The 17,145-nt window shown below is 41.9% G+C and carries 15 protein-coding genes; 9 read left to right on the plus strand and 6 right to left on the minus strand.

Translation table 11 applies throughout. The annotated features are described in order from the left end of the window. The first annotated feature begins 77 nt into the window (after window positions 1–77). Together ACFFRD_RS35095 and ACFFRD_RS35100 are read left to right on the plus strand one after the other, a co-directional pair. The gene (locus tag ACFFRD_RS35095) at window positions 78–1,511 is read left to right on the plus strand and encodes a bifunctional orotidine-5'-phosphate decarboxylase/orotate phosphoribosyltransferase (RefSeq protein WP_392483244.1); all 1,434 of its coding nucleotides are present in this window, start codon (window positions 78–80) and stop codon (window positions 1,509–1,511) included. 104 nt (window positions 1,512–1,615) lie between these two features. Beyond that, window positions 1,616–2,710 carry an AI-2E family transporter gene (locus tag ACFFRD_RS35100; RefSeq protein WP_392480539.1) on the plus strand — a complete coding sequence of 365 codons (1,095 nt, stop codon included), beginning with the start codon at window positions 1,616–1,618 and terminating at the stop codon, window positions 2,708–2,710. A 63-nt stretch (window positions 2,711–2,773) separates the two neighbouring features. Here the strand turns inward: ACFFRD_RS35100 and ACFFRD_RS35105 are convergent, their stop codons facing one another. The 3 genes from ACFFRD_RS35105 to ACFFRD_RS35115 form a co-directional block, all read right to left on the minus strand. Further along, the gene (locus ACFFRD_RS35105) at window positions 2,774–3,064 is read right to left on the minus strand and encodes a hypothetical protein (protein WP_163933718.1); all 291 of its coding nucleotides are present in this window, start codon (window positions 3,062–3,064) and stop codon (window positions 2,774–2,776) included. Between the two features lie 85 nt (window positions 3,065–3,149). Then, window positions 3,150–3,440 carry a hypothetical protein gene (locus tag ACFFRD_RS35110; protein WP_392480541.1) on the minus strand — a complete coding sequence of 97 codons (291 nt, stop codon included), beginning with the start codon at window positions 3,438–3,440 and terminating at the stop codon, window positions 3,150–3,152. A 230-nt stretch (window positions 3,441–3,670) separates the two neighbouring features. Then, window positions 3,671–6,124 (minus strand): ATP-dependent Clp protease ATP-binding subunit, encoded by a 2,454-nt coding sequence (locus ACFFRD_RS35115; protein ID WP_114081386.1) that lies wholly within the window; start codon window positions 6,122–6,124, stop codon window positions 3,671–3,673. Between the two features lie 343 nt (window positions 6,125–6,467). Between ACFFRD_RS35115 and ACFFRD_RS35120 the strand changes: the two genes are divergently transcribed. Next, a complete protein-coding gene (locus ACFFRD_RS35120) occupies window positions 6,468–6,764 on the plus strand; it encodes a DUF3288 family protein (protein ID WP_114081327.1) in 297 nt (98 codons plus the stop codon). A gap of 120 nt (window positions 6,765–6,884) precedes the next feature. Here the strand turns inward: ACFFRD_RS35120 and aroC are convergent, their stop codons facing one another. Then, window positions 6,885–7,973, minus strand: coding sequence for a chorismate synthase (gene aroC / locus ACFFRD_RS35125; protein ID WP_163936638.1), 1,089 nt, complete (start codon window positions 7,971–7,973; stop codon window positions 6,885–6,887). Window positions 7,974–8,651: 678 nt separating this feature from the next. Between aroC and ACFFRD_RS35130 the strand changes: the two genes are divergently transcribed. The 3 genes from ACFFRD_RS35130 to ACFFRD_RS35140 all read left to right on the plus strand — a co-directional run bounded on the left by ACFFRD_RS35130 (window position 8,652) and on the right by ACFFRD_RS35140 (window position 11,507). Continuing rightward, entirely contained in the window at window positions 8,652–8,870 is a 219-nt protein-coding gene (locus tag ACFFRD_RS35130; RefSeq protein WP_392480543.1) for a hypothetical protein, read from the plus strand. Between the two features lie 220 nt (window positions 8,871–9,090). Beyond that, complete coding sequence (locus ACFFRD_RS35135; protein ID WP_392480545.1) at window positions 9,091–10,332, plus strand: phosphotransferase family protein; 1,242 nt, start codon at window positions 9,091–9,093, stop codon at window positions 10,330–10,332. An 86-nt stretch (window positions 10,333–10,418) separates the two neighbouring features. Next, the gene (locus ACFFRD_RS35140; protein WP_392480546.1) at window positions 10,419–11,507 is read left to right on the plus strand and encodes a T3SS effector HopA1 family protein; all 1,089 of its coding nucleotides are present in this window, start codon (window positions 10,419–10,421) and stop codon (window positions 11,505–11,507) included. Between the two features lie 137 nt (window positions 11,508–11,644). On the opposite strand, the gene xth is transcribed toward ACFFRD_RS35140, so the two are convergent. Further along, window positions 11,645–12,427, minus strand: coding sequence for an exodeoxyribonuclease III (gene xth, locus ACFFRD_RS35145; RefSeq protein WP_114081333.1), 783 nt, complete (start codon window positions 12,425–12,427; stop codon window positions 11,645–11,647). Between the two features lie 456 nt (window positions 12,428–12,883). Here xth and ACFFRD_RS35150 point away from each other — a divergent pair, with 456 nt between their 5' ends. From ACFFRD_RS35150 to ACFFRD_RS35160, 3 genes are all read left to right on the plus strand, one after another. Beyond that, the gene (locus ACFFRD_RS35150) at window positions 12,884–13,954 is read left to right on the plus strand and encodes a glycosyltransferase family 4 protein (RefSeq protein WP_392480549.1); all 1,071 of its coding nucleotides are present in this window, start codon (window positions 12,884–12,886) and stop codon (window positions 13,952–13,954) included. 57 nt (window positions 13,955–14,011) lie between these two features. Further along, window positions 14,012–14,197 carry a hypothetical protein gene (locus ACFFRD_RS35155; RefSeq protein ID WP_083782393.1) on the plus strand — a complete coding sequence of 62 codons (186 nt, stop codon included), beginning with the start codon at window positions 14,012–14,014 and terminating at the stop codon, window positions 14,195–14,197. Window positions 14,198–14,313: 116 nt separating this feature from the next. Further along, on the plus strand, window positions 14,314–15,336 hold the full coding sequence (locus tag ACFFRD_RS35160; protein WP_392483245.1) for a zinc-binding dehydrogenase: 1,023 nt from the start codon (window positions 14,314–14,316) through the stop codon (window positions 15,334–15,336). Window positions 15,337–15,411: 75 nt separating this feature from the next. Here ACFFRD_RS35160 and ACFFRD_RS35165 read toward each other — a convergent pair whose 3' ends face one another. After that, window positions 15,412–17,031, minus strand: coding sequence for an ArnT family glycosyltransferase (locus ACFFRD_RS35165; RefSeq protein WP_392480551.1), 1,620 nt, complete (start codon window positions 17,029–17,031; stop codon window positions 15,412–15,414). Window positions 17,032–17,145: the final 114 nt, after the last annotated feature.

Below are 17,145 nucleotides of genomic sequence, written 5' to 3' on the forward strand. Positions count from 1 at the left end.
ACCAATGACCAATGACAAATGACAAATGACAAATGACTAATGACCAATGACAAATGACTAATGACTCTTTAAAAAAAATGAACTTTTTTGATAAATTGAATCGTAGTATCTTGCAAAATCAAAGCTTACTATTTGTAGGACTTGATCCAAATCCAGAGATGATGCCTGTGCGTTATGAATCTGAAGAACTCATCGCTGGTTTGGAAAAGTGGTTACAATTCATTATTGCGGAAACTGCTGATTACGTTTGTGCTTATAAACCGACACTTGGCTTCTACGAAGCGTTAGGTATTCCCGGTTTAGAACTGCTGTACAAAACTTTAGCAGCGATTCCAGCGCATATCCCAGTAATTTTAGATGCCAAACACGGTGACTTAAATACTAGTACCATTTTTGCCCAAACTGTGTTTACAGAATGGCAGGTGGATGCAATCACTCTTAGTCCCTATACAGGACAAGATCATGTAGCACCTTTTTTGGTCTATCCTGAAAAAGCGGTATTTATCTTATGTTGTACTTCTAATCCAGGTGCAGAAGCCTTACAGCAATATCCCACAAACGAGTCACCCCTTTATTTACAGGTGGTAAAAGAATCAAAAACCTGGGGAACTCCAGAACAATTGGGTTTGGAAGTGGGAACTACAAATGCTGAAGTTTTAGCACAGATTAGAGCGATCGCGCCTGAACGGATTATTATGGCGCGTAGCATCTGGGCGAAGGGTGGAAACCTCAGACAAATTTTAGAAGCAGGGTTGAATGCTAACGGTGATGGTTTGCTGATTCCTGTTCCTCAAGATATGTTGGGAAACACACAATTATCTGAGGAAGTCGAGTCTTTACGCACAGAAATTAATCAAATAAAAACTGAAATTATTCACGAAAATTCTACATGTTCTGTGTGGTTTCCTGATGTTTGTTTCCTAAATCAGCACCCCTACCAGGATTTGATTTTACAACTTTATGACATTGACTGTATTATGTTTGGCAGCTTTGTCCAAGCATCAGGAGCAATATTTCCTTATTACATCGACTTACGCAAAATTATTTCTAATCCTCAAGTTTTTAATCAAGTTCTCACTGCTTATGAGGATATTTTGAAGAATCTCAATTTTGATAGGTTAGCAGGTATTCCGTATGGTTCTTTGCCTACCGCGACTGGTTTAGCTTTACGCCTTCATTGTCCAATGATTTTCCCCCGTAAAGAGGTAAAGGCCCACGGAACGCGCAGAGTTATTGAGGGTCACTTTCATCCTGGTGAAACAGTTGTGGTAGTTGACGATATTCTCATCAGTGGCAAAAGTGTTATGGAAGGCGCAGGAAAGTTAGAATCAGCAGGATTAAATGTTAATGATATTGTGGTACTTATCGATCATGAACAAGGTGTGAAAGATAGGTTACAGCAAAATGGTTATCGTAGCCATTCAGTTTTAACTATTTCAGAAATTACCAATACTCTTTATCAAGCAGGACGAATAAATGAGGAGCAATTTTTAGCTTTTGCTGAAAGTTAATAATTGGGAATGGGGAATTGGAAGATTTTTTTCATTTTCTTACCATTGAGTATATTTCACCAGTTAAATCTAGTAACTAGAATAATTTTAGTTTTAAATTAATTATGAATTTTCCACTCAATCAACTACTTAGATGGTTAATTTTTACGCTGTTATTTCCCCTAGTGTTTCTCAATGGTTGGCTAGCATTTTTGCTGGTTAAAAATTTTCAACCTGTCGTAACAATTCTTGTCTTAGCTACTTTGCTTGCATTCGTTTTAAACTATCCTGTTGCCATTCTCCAAAAGCAAGGAGTGAAACGTGGTTATGCAGTATCATTAGTTTTTATATCGGCATTGATAATTATCGTTGCTCTGGGTATCACTTTAGTTCCCATTGTGTTAGAGCAATTTAATGAGATGGTGAAAGTTCTTCCTCAATGGATTGATTCTAGCGAAGAAAAACTTCAAATTTTAAATGATTGGTTCTTTAAGCACAAATTAAATGTGAATTTAAGTCAGCTATTAACACAAGTAACTGACCAATTACCTAATGAATTAGAGTTCGTTACGGATAAACTTTTAAGCATTATTGTAGATGCGATTGATAGTGTTTCTGATGGATTAATCATAGTAGTAATAACTTTTTACCTCTTGTTAGATGGCCCAAGAATTTGGGAGGGGATATTTAAGAAGTTACCAGGTAATTTTGCCCAACAAGTAAGCCAGTCTATTCAGCAAAACTTTCAAAATTACTTGATTGGGCAAGGAACTTTGGCTTTGCTGATGGGAGTTTCAGAAACATTAATGTTTTTAGCTTTTCAAGTCCAGTTTGCTTTACTCTTTGGTTTAGGAGTCGGGCTTTTGAGCTTAATTCCCTTTGGCGATGTCGTCAGCGTGGTTGTAATAACTTTCATAATAGCCACACATGACTTTTGGCTAGCAGTGAAGATTTTTGCGGTAGCTTTTGTCATTGACCAGTTAATCGATCAGGCGATCGCACCACGGCTTTTAGGCAGATTTACTGGGCTTAGACCAATATGGGTGTTAATTGCTTTACTTGTAGGAACCAATGTCGGTGGAGTCTTAGGTTTGCTAATCGCGGTACCTGTAGCTGGTTTTATCAAAGATGCAGCAGATGGTTTTTCTAAATCTGGTGATTCTGAGAATGTAGTTAAGAATGAATTAGCATCAGAATTGTTGCCAGATGAATCAGTATAGAAATGAGTTATTTATAAAAATAAGATGCCATTTTACCGCTAAGACTAAGTTGCAGCACTGTCATTAAGGATGAAGTGTAATAGTCAGGATAGTTATAACTCCTTGTTCAGATCCGTAATACCAAAAAACTCGAAAAGCAGCAGATATTTTGTTTTCTACATAGGCTTCAAAAATTTCTTCTCCATTGGGCCCTGATAAAGATTCATATTTGTGAGTATTCAAACTAGGGTGTCGTAGGTTTGTTTCCATTAAACCCAGCGTTTTTAAAACTTTTTGGTACTTCTTAGAGTCAGTTTGTTGTAGTTTAGCTAGTGCTGTACTAGCCTCGCTTGAAAATATTATCTTAAAATTCACTATTGCTCAATTTGGTAGATTAACCCTTGTGACAAGGATTATGTTTTGAAATCAGTTTTCAGGGCTAGTGTTCTGGTGACATCCTCTATTCATCAATTTCTAGATCCGCATACTGGGCAAATGAACCTAAGTCGTGAAGTTCACCAGAACTTGCTTGTTTTATACCAACTTCTAATGAGTTACGAGCTACAGAATTTTGCCATATCCAAAGTTCTCTTTGTGGAATGTTTACAATTGGATCTAGCAGAATTTGTCCTAACTCATTAATCAGCACTCGGTAGCTCTTTGCTTTGGCAACAGTACCCAAGGTTAATCGTCCTTTGCCATCAGTTTTGACACTATCTTTAACTATTTGGAAGTCCTGATTTTCAATCATATTGCTGCTATGCTGCTATATCCTAAACTCATTATAAACATCTGTGGGTAAGTGGGTATTGCCCACTTCCAAGCAAATTGCATAAAAAAAGCCCCCAGTATATCTACTAGGGGTGAGAAATAATACCATTTCACTTTATGTTTGTCGGAGATGACCCTGCGATCGCCTCTACTTAGATGAGAGGCTAATTATTTCTCAAATATTACAGCAAAAAGCGATCGGGTATAAAATTAGCCAACATTTGCCAAGAGCAATTCTCGTTTTTCTAATTTTTGTACTCTCACCTGAGAGTCATCATCAACATCGATAAGTGCTGTGTCTCCATCTGTAATTTGACCAGACAGCATTGCTTCAGCGAGAGAATCTTCTAAAAGGCGCATAATTGCCCGGCGTAATGGTCTAGCACCATAGCTGGGGTTATAGCCTTCTTGTACTACAAGTTCTTTGAAGCGATCGCTAACTTCAAGAATAATTCCCTTTTCTGTCAAGCGTTTAGAAACTTCACGAAGCATAATTTCAGCAATTTGCTTCACTTCATCCCTAGAAAGCTGGGTGAAGACGATAATTTCATCAAGACGGTTTAGGAACTCAGGACGGAAGTAAGCTTTCAATTCCTCATTTACCAAGGTGCGGATACGGTTATAACTAGCATCGGCTTGAGTGTCGAAGTCAAAGCCTAAACCACTACCACCTTTTTCAATTACCTTGGAACCGATGTTGGAAGTCAAAATGATCAGCGTGTTCTTGAAGTCTACTTTCCGACCTTTGGCATCGGTAAGATGACCGTCATCCAAGATTTGCAGTAGCATATTGAATACATCGGGGTGTGCTTTTTCGATTTCGTCGAATAGCAACACTGTGTAAGGTTTTCGCCGCACGGCTTCTGTAAGTTGTCCGCCTTCGTCGTATCCGACATAACCAGGAGGCGAACCAATTAGCTTGGCGACGGTGTGGCTTTCCATGTATTCGGACATATCTAGCCGAATCATTGAGTCTTCCGCACCGAAGAAGTAGGAAGCTAGTGCCTTCGCCAATTCTGTTTTACCGACTCCGGTAGGCCCAGAGAAGATAAAGCTAGCAATGGGACGATTGGGATTTTTCAAGCCGACACGGGCGCGACGGATACCGCGAGATACAGCCGAGACTGCTTGTTCTTGACCGATGAGGCGTTGATGCAGAGTGTCTTCTAGGTGCAGAAGCAACTCTGACTCAGATTCAGTCAGTTTGTTGACTGGTACGCCAGTCCAAGAGGCAACGATTTGAGCAATGTCTTCTTCGTCAACGACGGTGCAGTTGACAGGTTGCTCGTTTGGTGTAAATGTTGCTTGCAGTTGTTCTGCGAGTTTTAATTCTTGGTCGCGTAGGGTTACAGCTTTGTCAAAATCTTGGACTCTGACTGCTGCTTCTTTTTCTTTGGTAACGCCAGCGAGTTCACGCTTGAGTTCTTTATTGGGAGAACTTTGGGAGTTCCGCAGACGGACGCGAGAACCAGCTTCATCAATTAAGTCTATTGCCTTATCTGGCAAGAAGCGATCGCTAATATAGCGGTCTGATAATTCTGCGGCGGCGACAAGTGCCGAATCCAAAATTGTGACTTTGTGGTGCTGTTCATAAGCGCCGCGCAAGCCGTAAAGAATTTGTACGGTTTCTTCTACCGAGGGTTCACCAACCATAATTGGTTGGAAACGACGCTCTAGTGCTGCATCGCGCTCGATGTGCTTCCGATACTCATCAAGGGTAGTTGCGCCGATGCACTGGAGTTCACCGCGTGCTAAGGCAGGCTTGAGGATGTTGGCTGCATCCAAACCACCTTCTGTACCACCAGCGCCAACCAAGGTGTGAATTTCGTCAATTACCAGAATGATGTTGCCGACAGTGCGAACTTCTTCCACGACTTTTTTGATGCGTTCTTCAAAATCGCCACGGAAGCGGGTTCCAGCTACCAATGACCCCATGTCGAGGCTGATAACTTGCTTATCCTGTAAGGTTTCAGGAACATCTTGGTTGATAATTCGTTGAGCTAGACCTTCTGCGATCGCAGTTTTACCAACTCCTGGTTCTCCAATCAACACGGGATTATTCTTAGTGCGACGACCGAGAATTTGGATAGCTCGCTCAATTTCCTTCTCACGACCAACTACAGGGTCGAGTCTGCCTTCTTGCGCTAATTTGGTCAAATTTCTGCCATATTCTTCCATCGTTAGCGGTTGGGTGCGCTTTTGATTACCACTACCAGCGAAAGCAGGTGCATTTTCACCCAAACGGCGAACTATGGCACTACGGACACTCTTGAAGTCAACTCCTAGATTTTGCAGGACTTTGGCGGCGACACCTTCACCAGCCTCAGTTAATCCTAAGAGTAAGTGTTCTGTGTTGATGTAATTCTGTCCCAGACTATGAGCTTCTTTAAAAGATTGCTCGAAGAGGCTTTTCACCTTGGGAGTGAAAGGAATTTCTGGTGGTACAAAGCCAGAACCCCTACCAATAATTTTTTCTACCTCACGACGTGCGTCTTTGAGGGTAACGCCTAATTCGGCCAGCACTTTAGCAGCAACCCCAGTTCCTTCTCCCATCAAACCCAGGAGAATTTGTTCAGTTCCTACGAAATTGTGTCCCAGGCGACGTGCTTCTTCCTGAGCTAGCATAATTACTCTAATGGCTTCGGAAGTGAAGTGTTCAAACATAATGGGTTCTTGCTCCCTCGCTGCTTGGACTTTGGGTGAGATAAAATTCACCCTCATCTAAAGTTTTTTGTATTTTCTTAAGGACTAATGTAACTTTATTTAAAGTTAAGTGGCAGTGGTGAGAGCCGTAAGACATCAGGTGTACTAGCCGTCTAAGAGGATTTAAGAGTTGGGAGTTAGAGGTTAGGAGTAAGTAAGGAGTTCTCAATTTTACAATTAGTTTTACCGTGGAGAAGATGATTTTTTTTGCCTTTTCTGCTCCTCTGCTCTCAGCTAAACTTAGAACTCAGGACTCAGAACGGGCTAAACCCTAACTATCCGCTAACAACACTCAGGATTGACGATGATTGAACCAACGGTTGGTAAAGACCAACAGCACCCTCTTTATAATCGCGATCGCCCCCTTATTGATATCTTACTCGCTCAAGAGGCGACAGACTATAACTTAGCAGAATTAGCTAGGCTACGAATGCGTTATCAAGGCTTTCCAGGCGCAAGAGACATCCAAAAAGACCTAAATAAAGTCTTGCAGCAGTGGGGTTTGACCGAAACTGAGCTTTTTGAGAAAACTCGCAAAATTCACGATTTGGGCGGTATTTACAAAAGTCGCGGTAAAAAAGACGAACAGGATTGGAATTAGAAATGGGAATTGGGAATTGGGAATTGGGAATTGGGAATTAATTATTCCCTCGTACTTCCAACTCTTGTACAGACGCGATTCATCGCGTCTCTCCTAAGTCGATATATAGACTACAAGAGACTACAAGACTTTGCACTGACCATGATGCCGTAACAAATGGTCACATAGTACCAACGCCACCATTGCCTCAACCATTGGCACTGCACGCGGTAATACACAAGGATCGTGTCTTCCTTTTGCTGCTAATAGGGTTTCTTCGCCCTCACGAGTTACAGTCTTCTGCTCTTTTCTAATTGTTGCTGTCGGCTTAAATGCAACTCGCAAAATGATATTTTCGCCGTTAGAAATCCCGCCTTGAATACCGCCAGAACGGTTTGTTACTGTACGGATTTCCCCATTTTGATCGATATAAAATTCGTCATTATGCTCAATTCCCGTTAGTAGCGTTCCCGCAAAACCGGAACCAATTTCAAAGCCTTTGCTAGCAGGGAGAGACATGACACCCTTAGCGATATCAGCTTCTAATTTATCAAATACTGGTTCGCCCAAACCTTTCGGTACATTTCGCGCCACACATTCTACGACACCGCCGATCGAATCACCTTGTCTACCTATTTGCTCAATTAATTCAATCATGCGATCGCCACATTCAGCATCGGGACAGCGAACGATATTGCTTTCTACTTGCTCTAAGGTGACAGTATTTGGATCAACTACACCTTCCAAGTCTTTGATGCGCTTAACGTAAGCAATAATTTCGACATTGGCAACTTGACGAAGAATTTTTTTAGCGATCGCACCGGCCGCTACTCTCCCGATTGTCTCACGCGCTGACGACCTACCCCCACCTTGCCAATTGCGAATGCCATATTTTGCATCATAGGTTGCATCAGCATGAGAAGGCCGATACTTCTGTGCCATCTCGTCGTAATCTTGGGGACGAGTATCTTGATTACGTACCAAAATTGTTATGGGCGTTCCCAGCGTTTTGCCTTCAAATACTCCTGACAGAATCTCGCAGGTATCAGCTTCTTTGCGAGGAGTCGTAATTTTACTTTGTCCCGGCCGCCTTCTATCTAGTTCTACCTGAATTTCTTCTGCCGAAATTTCTAGTTGGGGAGGACAACCATCAATCACAACTCCCACACCGCCGCCGTGAGACTCGCCAAAAGTACTAATGCGAAATAAATGACCAAAAATATTGCCCATGATTTTGAGGAAAAAGGTGAGGCTTATGTATTCTACCTAGAGTTCTTCAAAAGTTTGTCTTTGCTTTTTGTAGAATTCTTCGCTATTTTCTAGTATTTATGCAACAGTATCATTGCAGTTCCGGTCATGAAAGCGGACGTATATAATTATCTGCTCAAAGAGCAAATGGTTACACCTGCCAGGAAATCGAACAATTCACAACAGCTTAATTAGGGGTTAACCGATAGATATAGTGAAAACATTAAGCTCTTTTGCCAACCACAACTGTCACAAGAGTACAAACCACAAAAAATACGGAATAAAGCTTCCACTTTATACCTATCATCTATCCAATCTCGTTCAAAATTATGGAGTGGCAATTTAACACCATCTCGCAATGGTCGTTGTGCATTGTCAGAGTTTTGTTTTGGTAGCTTGGACGTTGAGTTTGGACGAATTTGGCGTTGCCGTAGCCTCGGTCATAAGCGGCAAGTGGTCTTTTGCCTAACTCACGAGTACTTGTAGAGGTTTCTTATTCGCTCAACATCCTTGACAAAAGTACATTTCCATAAGATGCACTCATGTAACCGTTGTCTGCGATCGCCTATAGCCATTTACAATACGTAAGTAAGACAAATGACGTAATAACAAGGCTTATAGGCATCAATTCTGAAAATTAAAGAAAAAAATAATTACTAATTGCCTAAAAATTCCGGTTTTTTTGGCTTTGGGATGATAAATAAAAATAATAGCGTTGAATGTCATGCTTCCTACTGCGAAGGATTACTGAAATTCTTTGCTGCTTTCAGGATGAATACTGAGCATCAAATAACATCTGCCGCCAATCAGTTTTTTGCTGGAGATGCTGCTACATCAAAAGGCTCTACCACAAAACCTGCTCTAGATGTATCTAAGTAACTGTGCTGATAAAGTGTAAAGATGTCACCGTATCTAGGAGTGAATTTTAAAGCAATCGTAAAGGATTTTGTACCATTTTGGCAGGTTTTTATCGGAAAAATGGGATATTAGTAGATTGTACAAATCTTTATTGTTATTCACTATCTACCGAAAACTGCTAAGTACAAGCAAATACCGACACAGATAAGTTAAAGTAATTTAATGAAGTAGGAAATAATACATGGTATTATCACTGTCTTCTCATAACGTTATCCAGTATCTGCAAGAAGCGGGGCTGTGTAGCTCAGAAGATGACGCATCAGATAAATCTGAGTTGCCAGGAAGTAGTAAGAACAGTTTCGATTTACTCGTGACTCTAGCAGATAATCGTAAACTGCTCATTAAACAAGAACGTAACGTTAAAAGCAATGACGGCGCTCCTCATGAATTGTTTCAGGAGTGGCTATTTCATCAGTTGCTCCAACAGTTTCCAGTTCTCGGCAATATTTCCCCGATTGCACCGTTGGTAGTTCATTTCGACGAAGAAAATTCTATCCTTGTCCGCAACTACTCAAGTGAATATCGGGAACTTGCGACATTATACCACAACAATGATATTTTTCCACAAGAAATTGCCACTGCGATCGGCACTACTTTAGCAGGACTCCATCGCGCAACCTACAACCGCCGAGAATATCGGGATTTTATGGCAACTGCTCCCCAAGGAGAGTTTCGCTATGGCTTTTACAATCCGGCGCAAGGGGTAGAGTCAATTGGCCCGGAGATTTTTGGGACGGTTCCCACGGATGCGCTGAAATTTTATCTACTCTACCAGCAATCGGAGAGTTTGGAATCTGCGATCGCAGATTTGGCGTATGACTGGAATCCTTGCTGCTTGACTCACAACGACCTGAAATTGAACAACATCTTGGTTCATTCCAGGTGGGAAAAACTAGACAATTGCCTAGTAAGACTAATTAATTGGGAAGCTTGTTCTTGGGGAGATCCAGCTTTTGATTTAGGGACTTTACTAGCAAGCTATTTACGAATTTGGCTAAATAGCCTCGTCGTAGATCCCACCATTGAGTTACAAGAATCTCTACATCTGGCTTTGACACCGTTGCAGAGTTTACAACCTTCAATTATTGCCCTCATTAGGGGTTATCTAAATGCTTTCCCAATGATATTGGAATACCGCAGTGACTTTATTGTGCGCGTTATCCAGTTTGCAGGACTGGCACTAATTCATCAAATTCAGGATATGATTACCTGCCGCAAATCTTTTAATAATACTGATATTTGTATGCTGCAAGTGGCTAAAAGTTTACTCACTATGCCGCAGCAAGGTGTACTAACTATTTTCGGAATATCAGAGTCAGAAATCCTTAATTCTGTAGGGACAGTTCATAAACTTCCTCAGCCTGTAAAAGAGCCACAGCTACTTCGTCTTTATTACGAAAAAACTCGGCTTCGTGGTTGTTAATAGCAGGGAGCAGAACAATTATAAATTCTGACTCCTGACTCCTGACTCCTGAATTCTGTTTTAAAGTTTGAATTCTAAATGGATTAATGCTAAATTACTCTATCAATCAACCGCTAAATTCTCTATTCGATATTGCTAAGAATATTCAGATTGAACCAAATTTTTGTATTTATCATCCCAATTATCAACCCTTTGCTCTGCCGACTAAAGTAGCCGATAGATTTCAGCAAAATTCTGTAGATTTACAACAGAAATATCTAACTCTACTGCTGCGGAACTTTCTTTATGGGATCTATTACAATGGCTCTCTACAAAGTACTTTAGCGGTCAATACCGATAGTAGTAATTGCCCATCAAAGCATAATTTAGCAGATAATTCCATCTTAGAAATCGATTGGAACTTTTACGAGCATCTACACGCCAGTAATCACGGCATAGGTTACTTTGACCCTCAATGGCAGGTATTGCGAAAAGAACCTGATGGGACTATGGCTGTGACTAAAGGCGGTTTAACACTTTATGTTGAGCCAGACTGCCATCTCAAATCCAGCAAAAAATCTACCAAAGTGGGTGACATGGTAGCAATCTGGATGCCCAAAAATCGATTACAAAATGGCTCTTACTTGGCAGTTAGTAATGTCGGACAGGAACAGCAAAGCAACCCCGATGCTGATTTGGGAGCAGGGCGAATTTACTTTAACTTTACGCCATCTGGTGCGATCGCTCTCATGGAAAGTCTGACACTACAATTGAATGCAGCCTCCATTCCCTTTAGCTTTCAGGTTCTCCACAACCCTTCTGCATACGGACGCTATGATTCGGGGCTACTCTACTTTGAACTCCCCGACTATCCAGCAATCCGCACAATCCTTCAGGCTGTTTATGTAGAAAATCAATCCCATTTCCAGCCCGAAATCCCCTTGTTTACCAAATTTTTAGCCCCAGGTTTAGGTTTAGCTGAAGAACCAACCCAAAAATTTGCCGCACAAGAAAGTTTTGGGATGAACCGTTGCCAAATTGTCGCTAATGCTTTGTTGGAAGCTTGGCAGAAAGGTAAGAATGCAATGGAGGAACGGATGGGGGTTATTGACCAACACTTTGCGCGACACCTAATAGATTTGCAGCGCCCTTATCTCAATCCCAGTTCTGAGGATATATATAAACCCTTAAATTGATAGGAAATGGGGAATGGAGCAGGGGGCAGGGGAGCAGGGGACAAGGGGACAAGAGGTGAGAACTTGAAACAAGTCTTTCCCCTTGTCCCCAATTCTCCTTGTCCCCTTGTCCTCTTCCCCATGCCCAATTCCCAAATTCAAAATTCCACAATCACCGGCGTATGGTCGCTGGGTTGGGTTAATTTTCTGGGTTCGGCATCAATAATACAACTTGTAGCACGTTCATACAGCACGGGTGTGAGATAGTGATGGTCAATCCGCCAACCTAAGTTGCGACGGAAGGCGGCGGCGCGATAATCCCACCAGCTATAATTTCCGCCTTCTGTGGTGAATTTGCGAAAAGCATCGGCAAACCCTAGTTGCAGAATCTCGCGCAAGGCTTGACGCTCGGTTTCTGTTGCCATAATGTGATTTTCTGTACTCACTTGTTCGTGAATATCCTTGTCTTCTAGGGCGATGTTGAAGTCACCGCACACACAAATTGCAGGTTCTGACAGCGCAAGCACTCGCAAATACTCGTGTAGCGCTGTTAACCAGCGCAGTTTGTATTCATATTTCTCAGTTCCTACTGCTGCACCGTTGGGAACGTATAAGTTAACAATCCGAACACCATCAATTACACCTGTAATGACCCGTTTTTGCTCATCCCATTCGTGATGTAAATCTGGCAAAATCGCCCTAAACCCGCTACTTACGTTTAAAAGTGGCTGGCGGCTAATCAGGGCTACGCCATTATAAGATTTTTGTCCTGATATATAAAGGTTATAGCCCAGCTGCTCAAAAGGCGATCGCGGAAACTCAGCATCCGCAACTTTGGTTTCTTGTAAGCAGAGAACATCAACGGGATTGTTAGTTAACCAATCAGTAACCTGTTCGAGGCGAGTGCGAATTGAGTTGACGTTCCAAGTAGCGATTTTCATTAGTTATCAGAATTTTTTGAAACTTAATAATTACAAATTGTGTAATTATTGTACAATTACTTAATATTTATAATTTCTTTTCCATTTCCCAATTACGTTTAAACAAACCTTTAATCATTTGATCCCATTGAATATTTTAGTATTGTCAGCTACCAAATATTCAATTTTGTAAGTTCTGCTACAAAATATTCTACTTCATTATGATCCCCAAGACAGATGCAACAACTAATTGATTAGTTATACGTTAGAAATGTAACTCAGGGCTGACTTTTGCCGAATAGTCCTTTATATTTGTAGACAGAAAATTTGCGGGACGGTTAATCGGTATTGCGCTTTTGGTAGCCTGTTAGGTTAATTTAAATGTCAAAATAGTAAGTACAAATGCTTTGTTCTCATACAATAATGATGCAACTCATTATATTGAGGACAATTTCATAGACTGAACCAAAAAAACTTATGAAAATCGCTCAAGTTGCCCCCTTATGGGAAAGGGTTCCACCTCCTAGTTATGGAGGAATAGAACTGGTAGTGAGTCGCTTGACTGATGAACTTGTTCGTCGCGGTCATGAGGTAACATTATTTGCCTCTGGCGATTCTCAAACTTTGGCTCATTTAGAAGCAGTTTATCCGCGTGCATTGCGCTTAGACCCGAATGTTAAAGAGTATGCAGTGTACGAAATGCTAGAACTGAGCCAAGTTTACCAGCGTGCTAAAGAATTCGATCTTATCCATTCTCATGTAGGGATTTCGGCATTACCTTTAGCGAGTTTCATAACAGCAACTTCTACAGTGCATACCCTGCACAATAATTTTACCAACGACACCCGGCACGCATTTAGCTACTACCAAAAGCAACCATACATCAGCATTAGTAACTCGCAGCGTCAAGTCGATCTAAATTATGTTGGCACTGTTTATAACGGAATTGAGCTAGCAGATTATCCTTTCGTAGCCCAACCGTCAGAACCTCCATATTTGGCATTTTTAGGTCGTTTTTCGCCAGAAAAAGGGCCACACCATGCGATCGCTATTGCAAAGAAGAGTGGTTGGCGCTTGAAGATGGCAGGAAAGGTTGATGTCGGCGACTCTAAGTTTTTTGAACAAGAGATTGCCCCCCACATTGATGGTCAGCAAATTGAATATCTTGGCGAAATTAACCACGCCGAAAAAACTGAACTTCTGGGCAATGCTGCCATAACTCTTTTTCCCATTAACTGGCAAGAACCTTTTGGATTAGTGATGACTGAATCAATGGCAACTGGTACACCAGTAATTGCCATGAATTTCGGCTCAGTACCTGAAGTGATTTCCCACGGTAAAACAGGCTTTATCTGCAAAAGCTATGCAGAAATGACGGCAATGATTCCCCTAGCTTTGGAACTCAATCGTCAAACCTGTCGAAAACATGTAGAAAGCAACTTTAGTGTTAACCAAATGGTTAACGGATATGAAGCTATTTACAGACAAATTATTAAAGACCGCATAGAATCGAATGGTCGCATTCATGCTACGAAAATACATTTTTAATCAACTGCTTTTTCTTGCTGAGTTTAAACAACAAATTTTTTTAAGGAGGACATTGGTATGAGTACGAGAGCCAACACTTGCCCATGTTGCGGTGGTTCCCTCCTGCGTCATGCTCGTCATGGTGAACTATATTGGTTTTGCCTGTCGTGCCGACAAGAAGTACCGTTATTAACTGTTATTCGCTTACCTAATGTGGATACCCGGAACACCGGAGTTGTTCCTCAGCCAGTGGTAAATACCTAGTTCTTGCAATTTTTAAATAGATAAAACTTGACTAGAAATCAATACTGATTTGTTTAGACCTATAAATTAGCTTCAACTGGTAAAATCGGATGGAGCTAATTGATAGGTTTAAAGCTTTGTTAGCAGCGTTACTTTATGGGCAAGAAGATTTACGGTTAGAGCAAGTTTCTGACCCCACTCCGGCGGCTGGCGAAGTTGTGATCCAAGTGGGGGCAGCAACAACTTGTGGTACAGATTTGAAGGTTTGGCGGCGTGGTGGTCATCCCAAGATGTTGAAACCGCCGACGCTATTTGGTCATGAAGCTGCTGGGCGAATTGTTGCCTTGGGTGCAGGCGTTACAAATTGGCAAGTGGGCGATCGCATCGTTGCTAATAATTCTGCCCCCTGCATGAAGTGCTTTTTTTGTCAACGCCAAGAGTATTCTTTATGCCCGAATCTGACCTGGAATAACGGGACTTTTGCGGAATACTTGAAAATTCCTGCACCTATAGTAGAGCATAATTTATTGCAGATTCCCGATGAGTTGCCGTGGGAATTAGCAGCGATGACGGAACCGTTAGCTTGTGTTTTGCATGGTGTAGCCCGTTCTAATATCAAGCCCAAAGATCAAGTAGTCGTCTTAGGAGATGGGGCGATTGGGCTGATGTTTGTGGCGGCGTTGAGTGAGAAAGCTGAGGTGTTGCTATGGGGAGGTAATCACCACCGGCTAGAAATTGGTCAGAAATTGGGTGCAACCCAGACTTTTAATTATCATCAAATCCCGGATATTCCCAATTTGGTGAAAGAACTTACCCAAGGACGGGGCGCAGATGTAGTGATTGAAGCCACAGGTGTACCAAGTGTTTGGGAAACTGCGATCGCCTGCGCCCGTCCTGGTGCAACAGTTAACTTATTCGGTGGATGTCCACGAGATACCAGCATTACCGTCAATACAGAACAGCTACACTACAGCGAACTGACAATCAAAGGTGTGTTTCACAATACACCAGAATATGTGCGGGAGGCGTTGGCACTAATCGCTAGTCGCAAAATACCCTTTGAGTTACTTATTAGTGAACAGCGGCCATTAAAAGATTTAGAACAGGTGTTTTGTGAGATGAAGGCGCGACAAGTAATTAAGGTAGCGATGATTCCTTAGATCATGTTAATTACAGTCTGGCAAGAATTTAATAACCAATACCCAATGCCCAATGCCCCATGCCCAATACCCAACTTAAAGACGATTAATTTCTTTTGTAACTAACTTCCAGCCTTCAGCTTGGTCAATTAACTTCATCGAATCTAGTTGGAGATTGTTCAAAGCAGATGCATGAAGTAGAAAGTAGGGTTGCCCGTTGTAGTGCCAATAATATTCCAGTTCGCCAACAGAAGCGGGAATAATGGTGCGATCGCTATAATAATCCAGCGAGGGACGACGGTAAGCAAAAGATGTGTAAATCTTCCTCGTAGCCGGATTTGCCCGCACAATCATAGCGGCCACTGGTTTAACTGGATAGGCTTCAGATAATTCCCAAACCCAGTAGTTAGATTTCATTAACAGCAGCAGCGAAAGGTAACTTCCCCAAAACAAAATCTTCAGAAATTGCCCGTCGCCTCGTTCTGCCAAAATAGCTGCTAAGGTCATAGTTAAAGCGACTGCGGCAAAAATCAGTTGTAAATCTGTTTGTGATGTTGTACCCCAACTGAAATAAATGCTACCAGCAGAAGCAACTACAGCAAGTATCGCCAAACCAGCAACCCAAGCGCGGGGATAGGATGAAAGTAAAGGCGAATTTTCTGTCTCTGATAACTGGATACCAAAAGCTAAAGCTAAACTGGGGTAAATCGGGAATAAATACCAGGGGACTTTGGTAATCATGAAAGAAATTACCAATAGATAAACACCACTCCACGCCATTACTAGTTTTGCCCAGCTAAGGTTGCGATTTTCCCAGGTTAAGCGGACAGTTTGCGGTAAGAATAATAACCACGGCCATGTGTATTTGAGAAGTTCAACCACATAGTACCAAGGTGGTTCAGAATTACCCTCTACAAATGAGCCAATTCGACCTAGTGATGGGTTTACAAGCCCAACTTGGGCGAAAGTGTAACCATAATGAATTAGTTGGGCACTATACCAACCAGCTACAGGCAAAATGCCAATGAAGATTGCTATCCACAGATAGTAGCAGGTGAGCAGCCGTGGCGTATCCCAAAACAGAAATACGATCGCGATCGCACCTAGCAACACACCTAGCAGTCCTTGAGTTAGGCAAATTAACCCAAAACTGACACCAACACCAAGGCAATAACGTAAATCTCGGCGCGATCGCAACACGCACAACATCATCACCATCAAAAAACTTACCATCGCCCCATCCAACATTGCCAGCCGCCCATGACGCACCACAGGTAGCATTGTTAGATAAATTAAGGCGCTATAAATAGCAGCCCAACGTTGGCGAAATATCTCTCGGGCAATGCAATACAGTAAAGGTACAGATGTGGCTGTTAAAATTGCTCCAGGTAGGCGAGTTGTGAACTCATTTTCGCCTCCTAGAGAATAAGCCCAGGCAATTAGCAAATGTATCAAAGGCGGCTTGTTATGATATGGTTCGCCTCCTAGCGTTGGGAAAAGCCAACGCATTGAACCTGCTGGGGCGTGCCAAATTTCACGAGCAACCTGTGCCACAGTCCCTTCATCCCAGTCGCGCAGGGGCAATCCTCCCAGATTGATGCTAAACAGTAATACTGCTGCCAACAGCAATACTATTAGCCATACCCAATCAATCCATCTGCCAACCGTGCGATGCTGTTTTTCTAGATGACTCCAAATAAAGCTTCCTTCTTGCATATTCTATGTTAATCATTTTACTTGCTGGTTTGATTACATAGAGACCAAAGTGAATCTCCAATGTTGCCACCCAGTAGCAACGTATATTCTTAACAATTGCTAGTTTCCAAGATT

Source organism: Nostoc sp. C110, from assembly GCF_043099725.1.
GTDB lineage: Bacteria > Cyanobacteriota > Cyanobacteriia > Cyanobacteriales > Nostocaceae > Nostoc > Nostoc muscorum_A.

Coding starts and splice junctions, on each gene's coding strand:
- ACFFRD_RS35095 (WP_392483244.1), top strand. CDS start 78: ATGAACTTTTTTGATAAATTGAATCGTAGTATCTTGCAAAATCAAAGC.
- ACFFRD_RS35100 (WP_392480539.1), top strand. CDS start 1,616: ATGAATTTTCCACTCAATCAACTACTTAGATGGTTAATTTTTACGCTG.
- ACFFRD_RS35110 (WP_392480541.1), bottom strand. CDS start 3,440: ATGATTGAAAATCAGGACTTCCAAATAGTTAAAGATAGTGTCAAAACT.
- ACFFRD_RS35115 (WP_114081386.1), bottom strand. CDS start 6,124: ATGTTTGAACACTTCACTTCCGAAGCCATTAGAGTAATTATGCTAGCT.
- ACFFRD_RS35120 (WP_114081327.1), top strand. CDS start 6,468: ATGATTGAACCAACGGTTGGTAAAGACCAACAGCACCCTCTTTATAAT.
- aroC (WP_163936638.1), bottom strand. CDS start 7,973: ATGGGCAATATTTTTGGTCATTTATTTCGCATTAGTACTTTTGGCGAG.
- ACFFRD_RS35135 (WP_392480545.1), top strand. CDS start 9,091: ATGGTATTATCACTGTCTTCTCATAACGTTATCCAGTATCTGCAAGAA.
- ACFFRD_RS35140 (WP_392480546.1), top strand. CDS start 10,419: ATGCTAAATTACTCTATCAATCAACCGCTAAATTCTCTATTCGATATT.
- xth (WP_114081333.1), bottom strand. CDS start 12,427: ATGAAAATCGCTACTTGGAACGTCAACTCAATTCGCACTCGCCTCGAA.
- ACFFRD_RS35150 (WP_392480549.1), top strand. CDS start 12,884: ATGAAAATCGCTCAAGTTGCCCCCTTATGGGAAAGGGTTCCACCTCCT.
- ACFFRD_RS35155 (WP_083782393.1), top strand. CDS start 14,012: ATGAGTACGAGAGCCAACACTTGCCCATGTTGCGGTGGTTCCCTCCTG.
- ACFFRD_RS35165 (WP_392480551.1), bottom strand. CDS start 17,031: ATGCAAGAAGGAAGCTTTATTTGGAGTCATCTAGAAAAACAGCATCGC.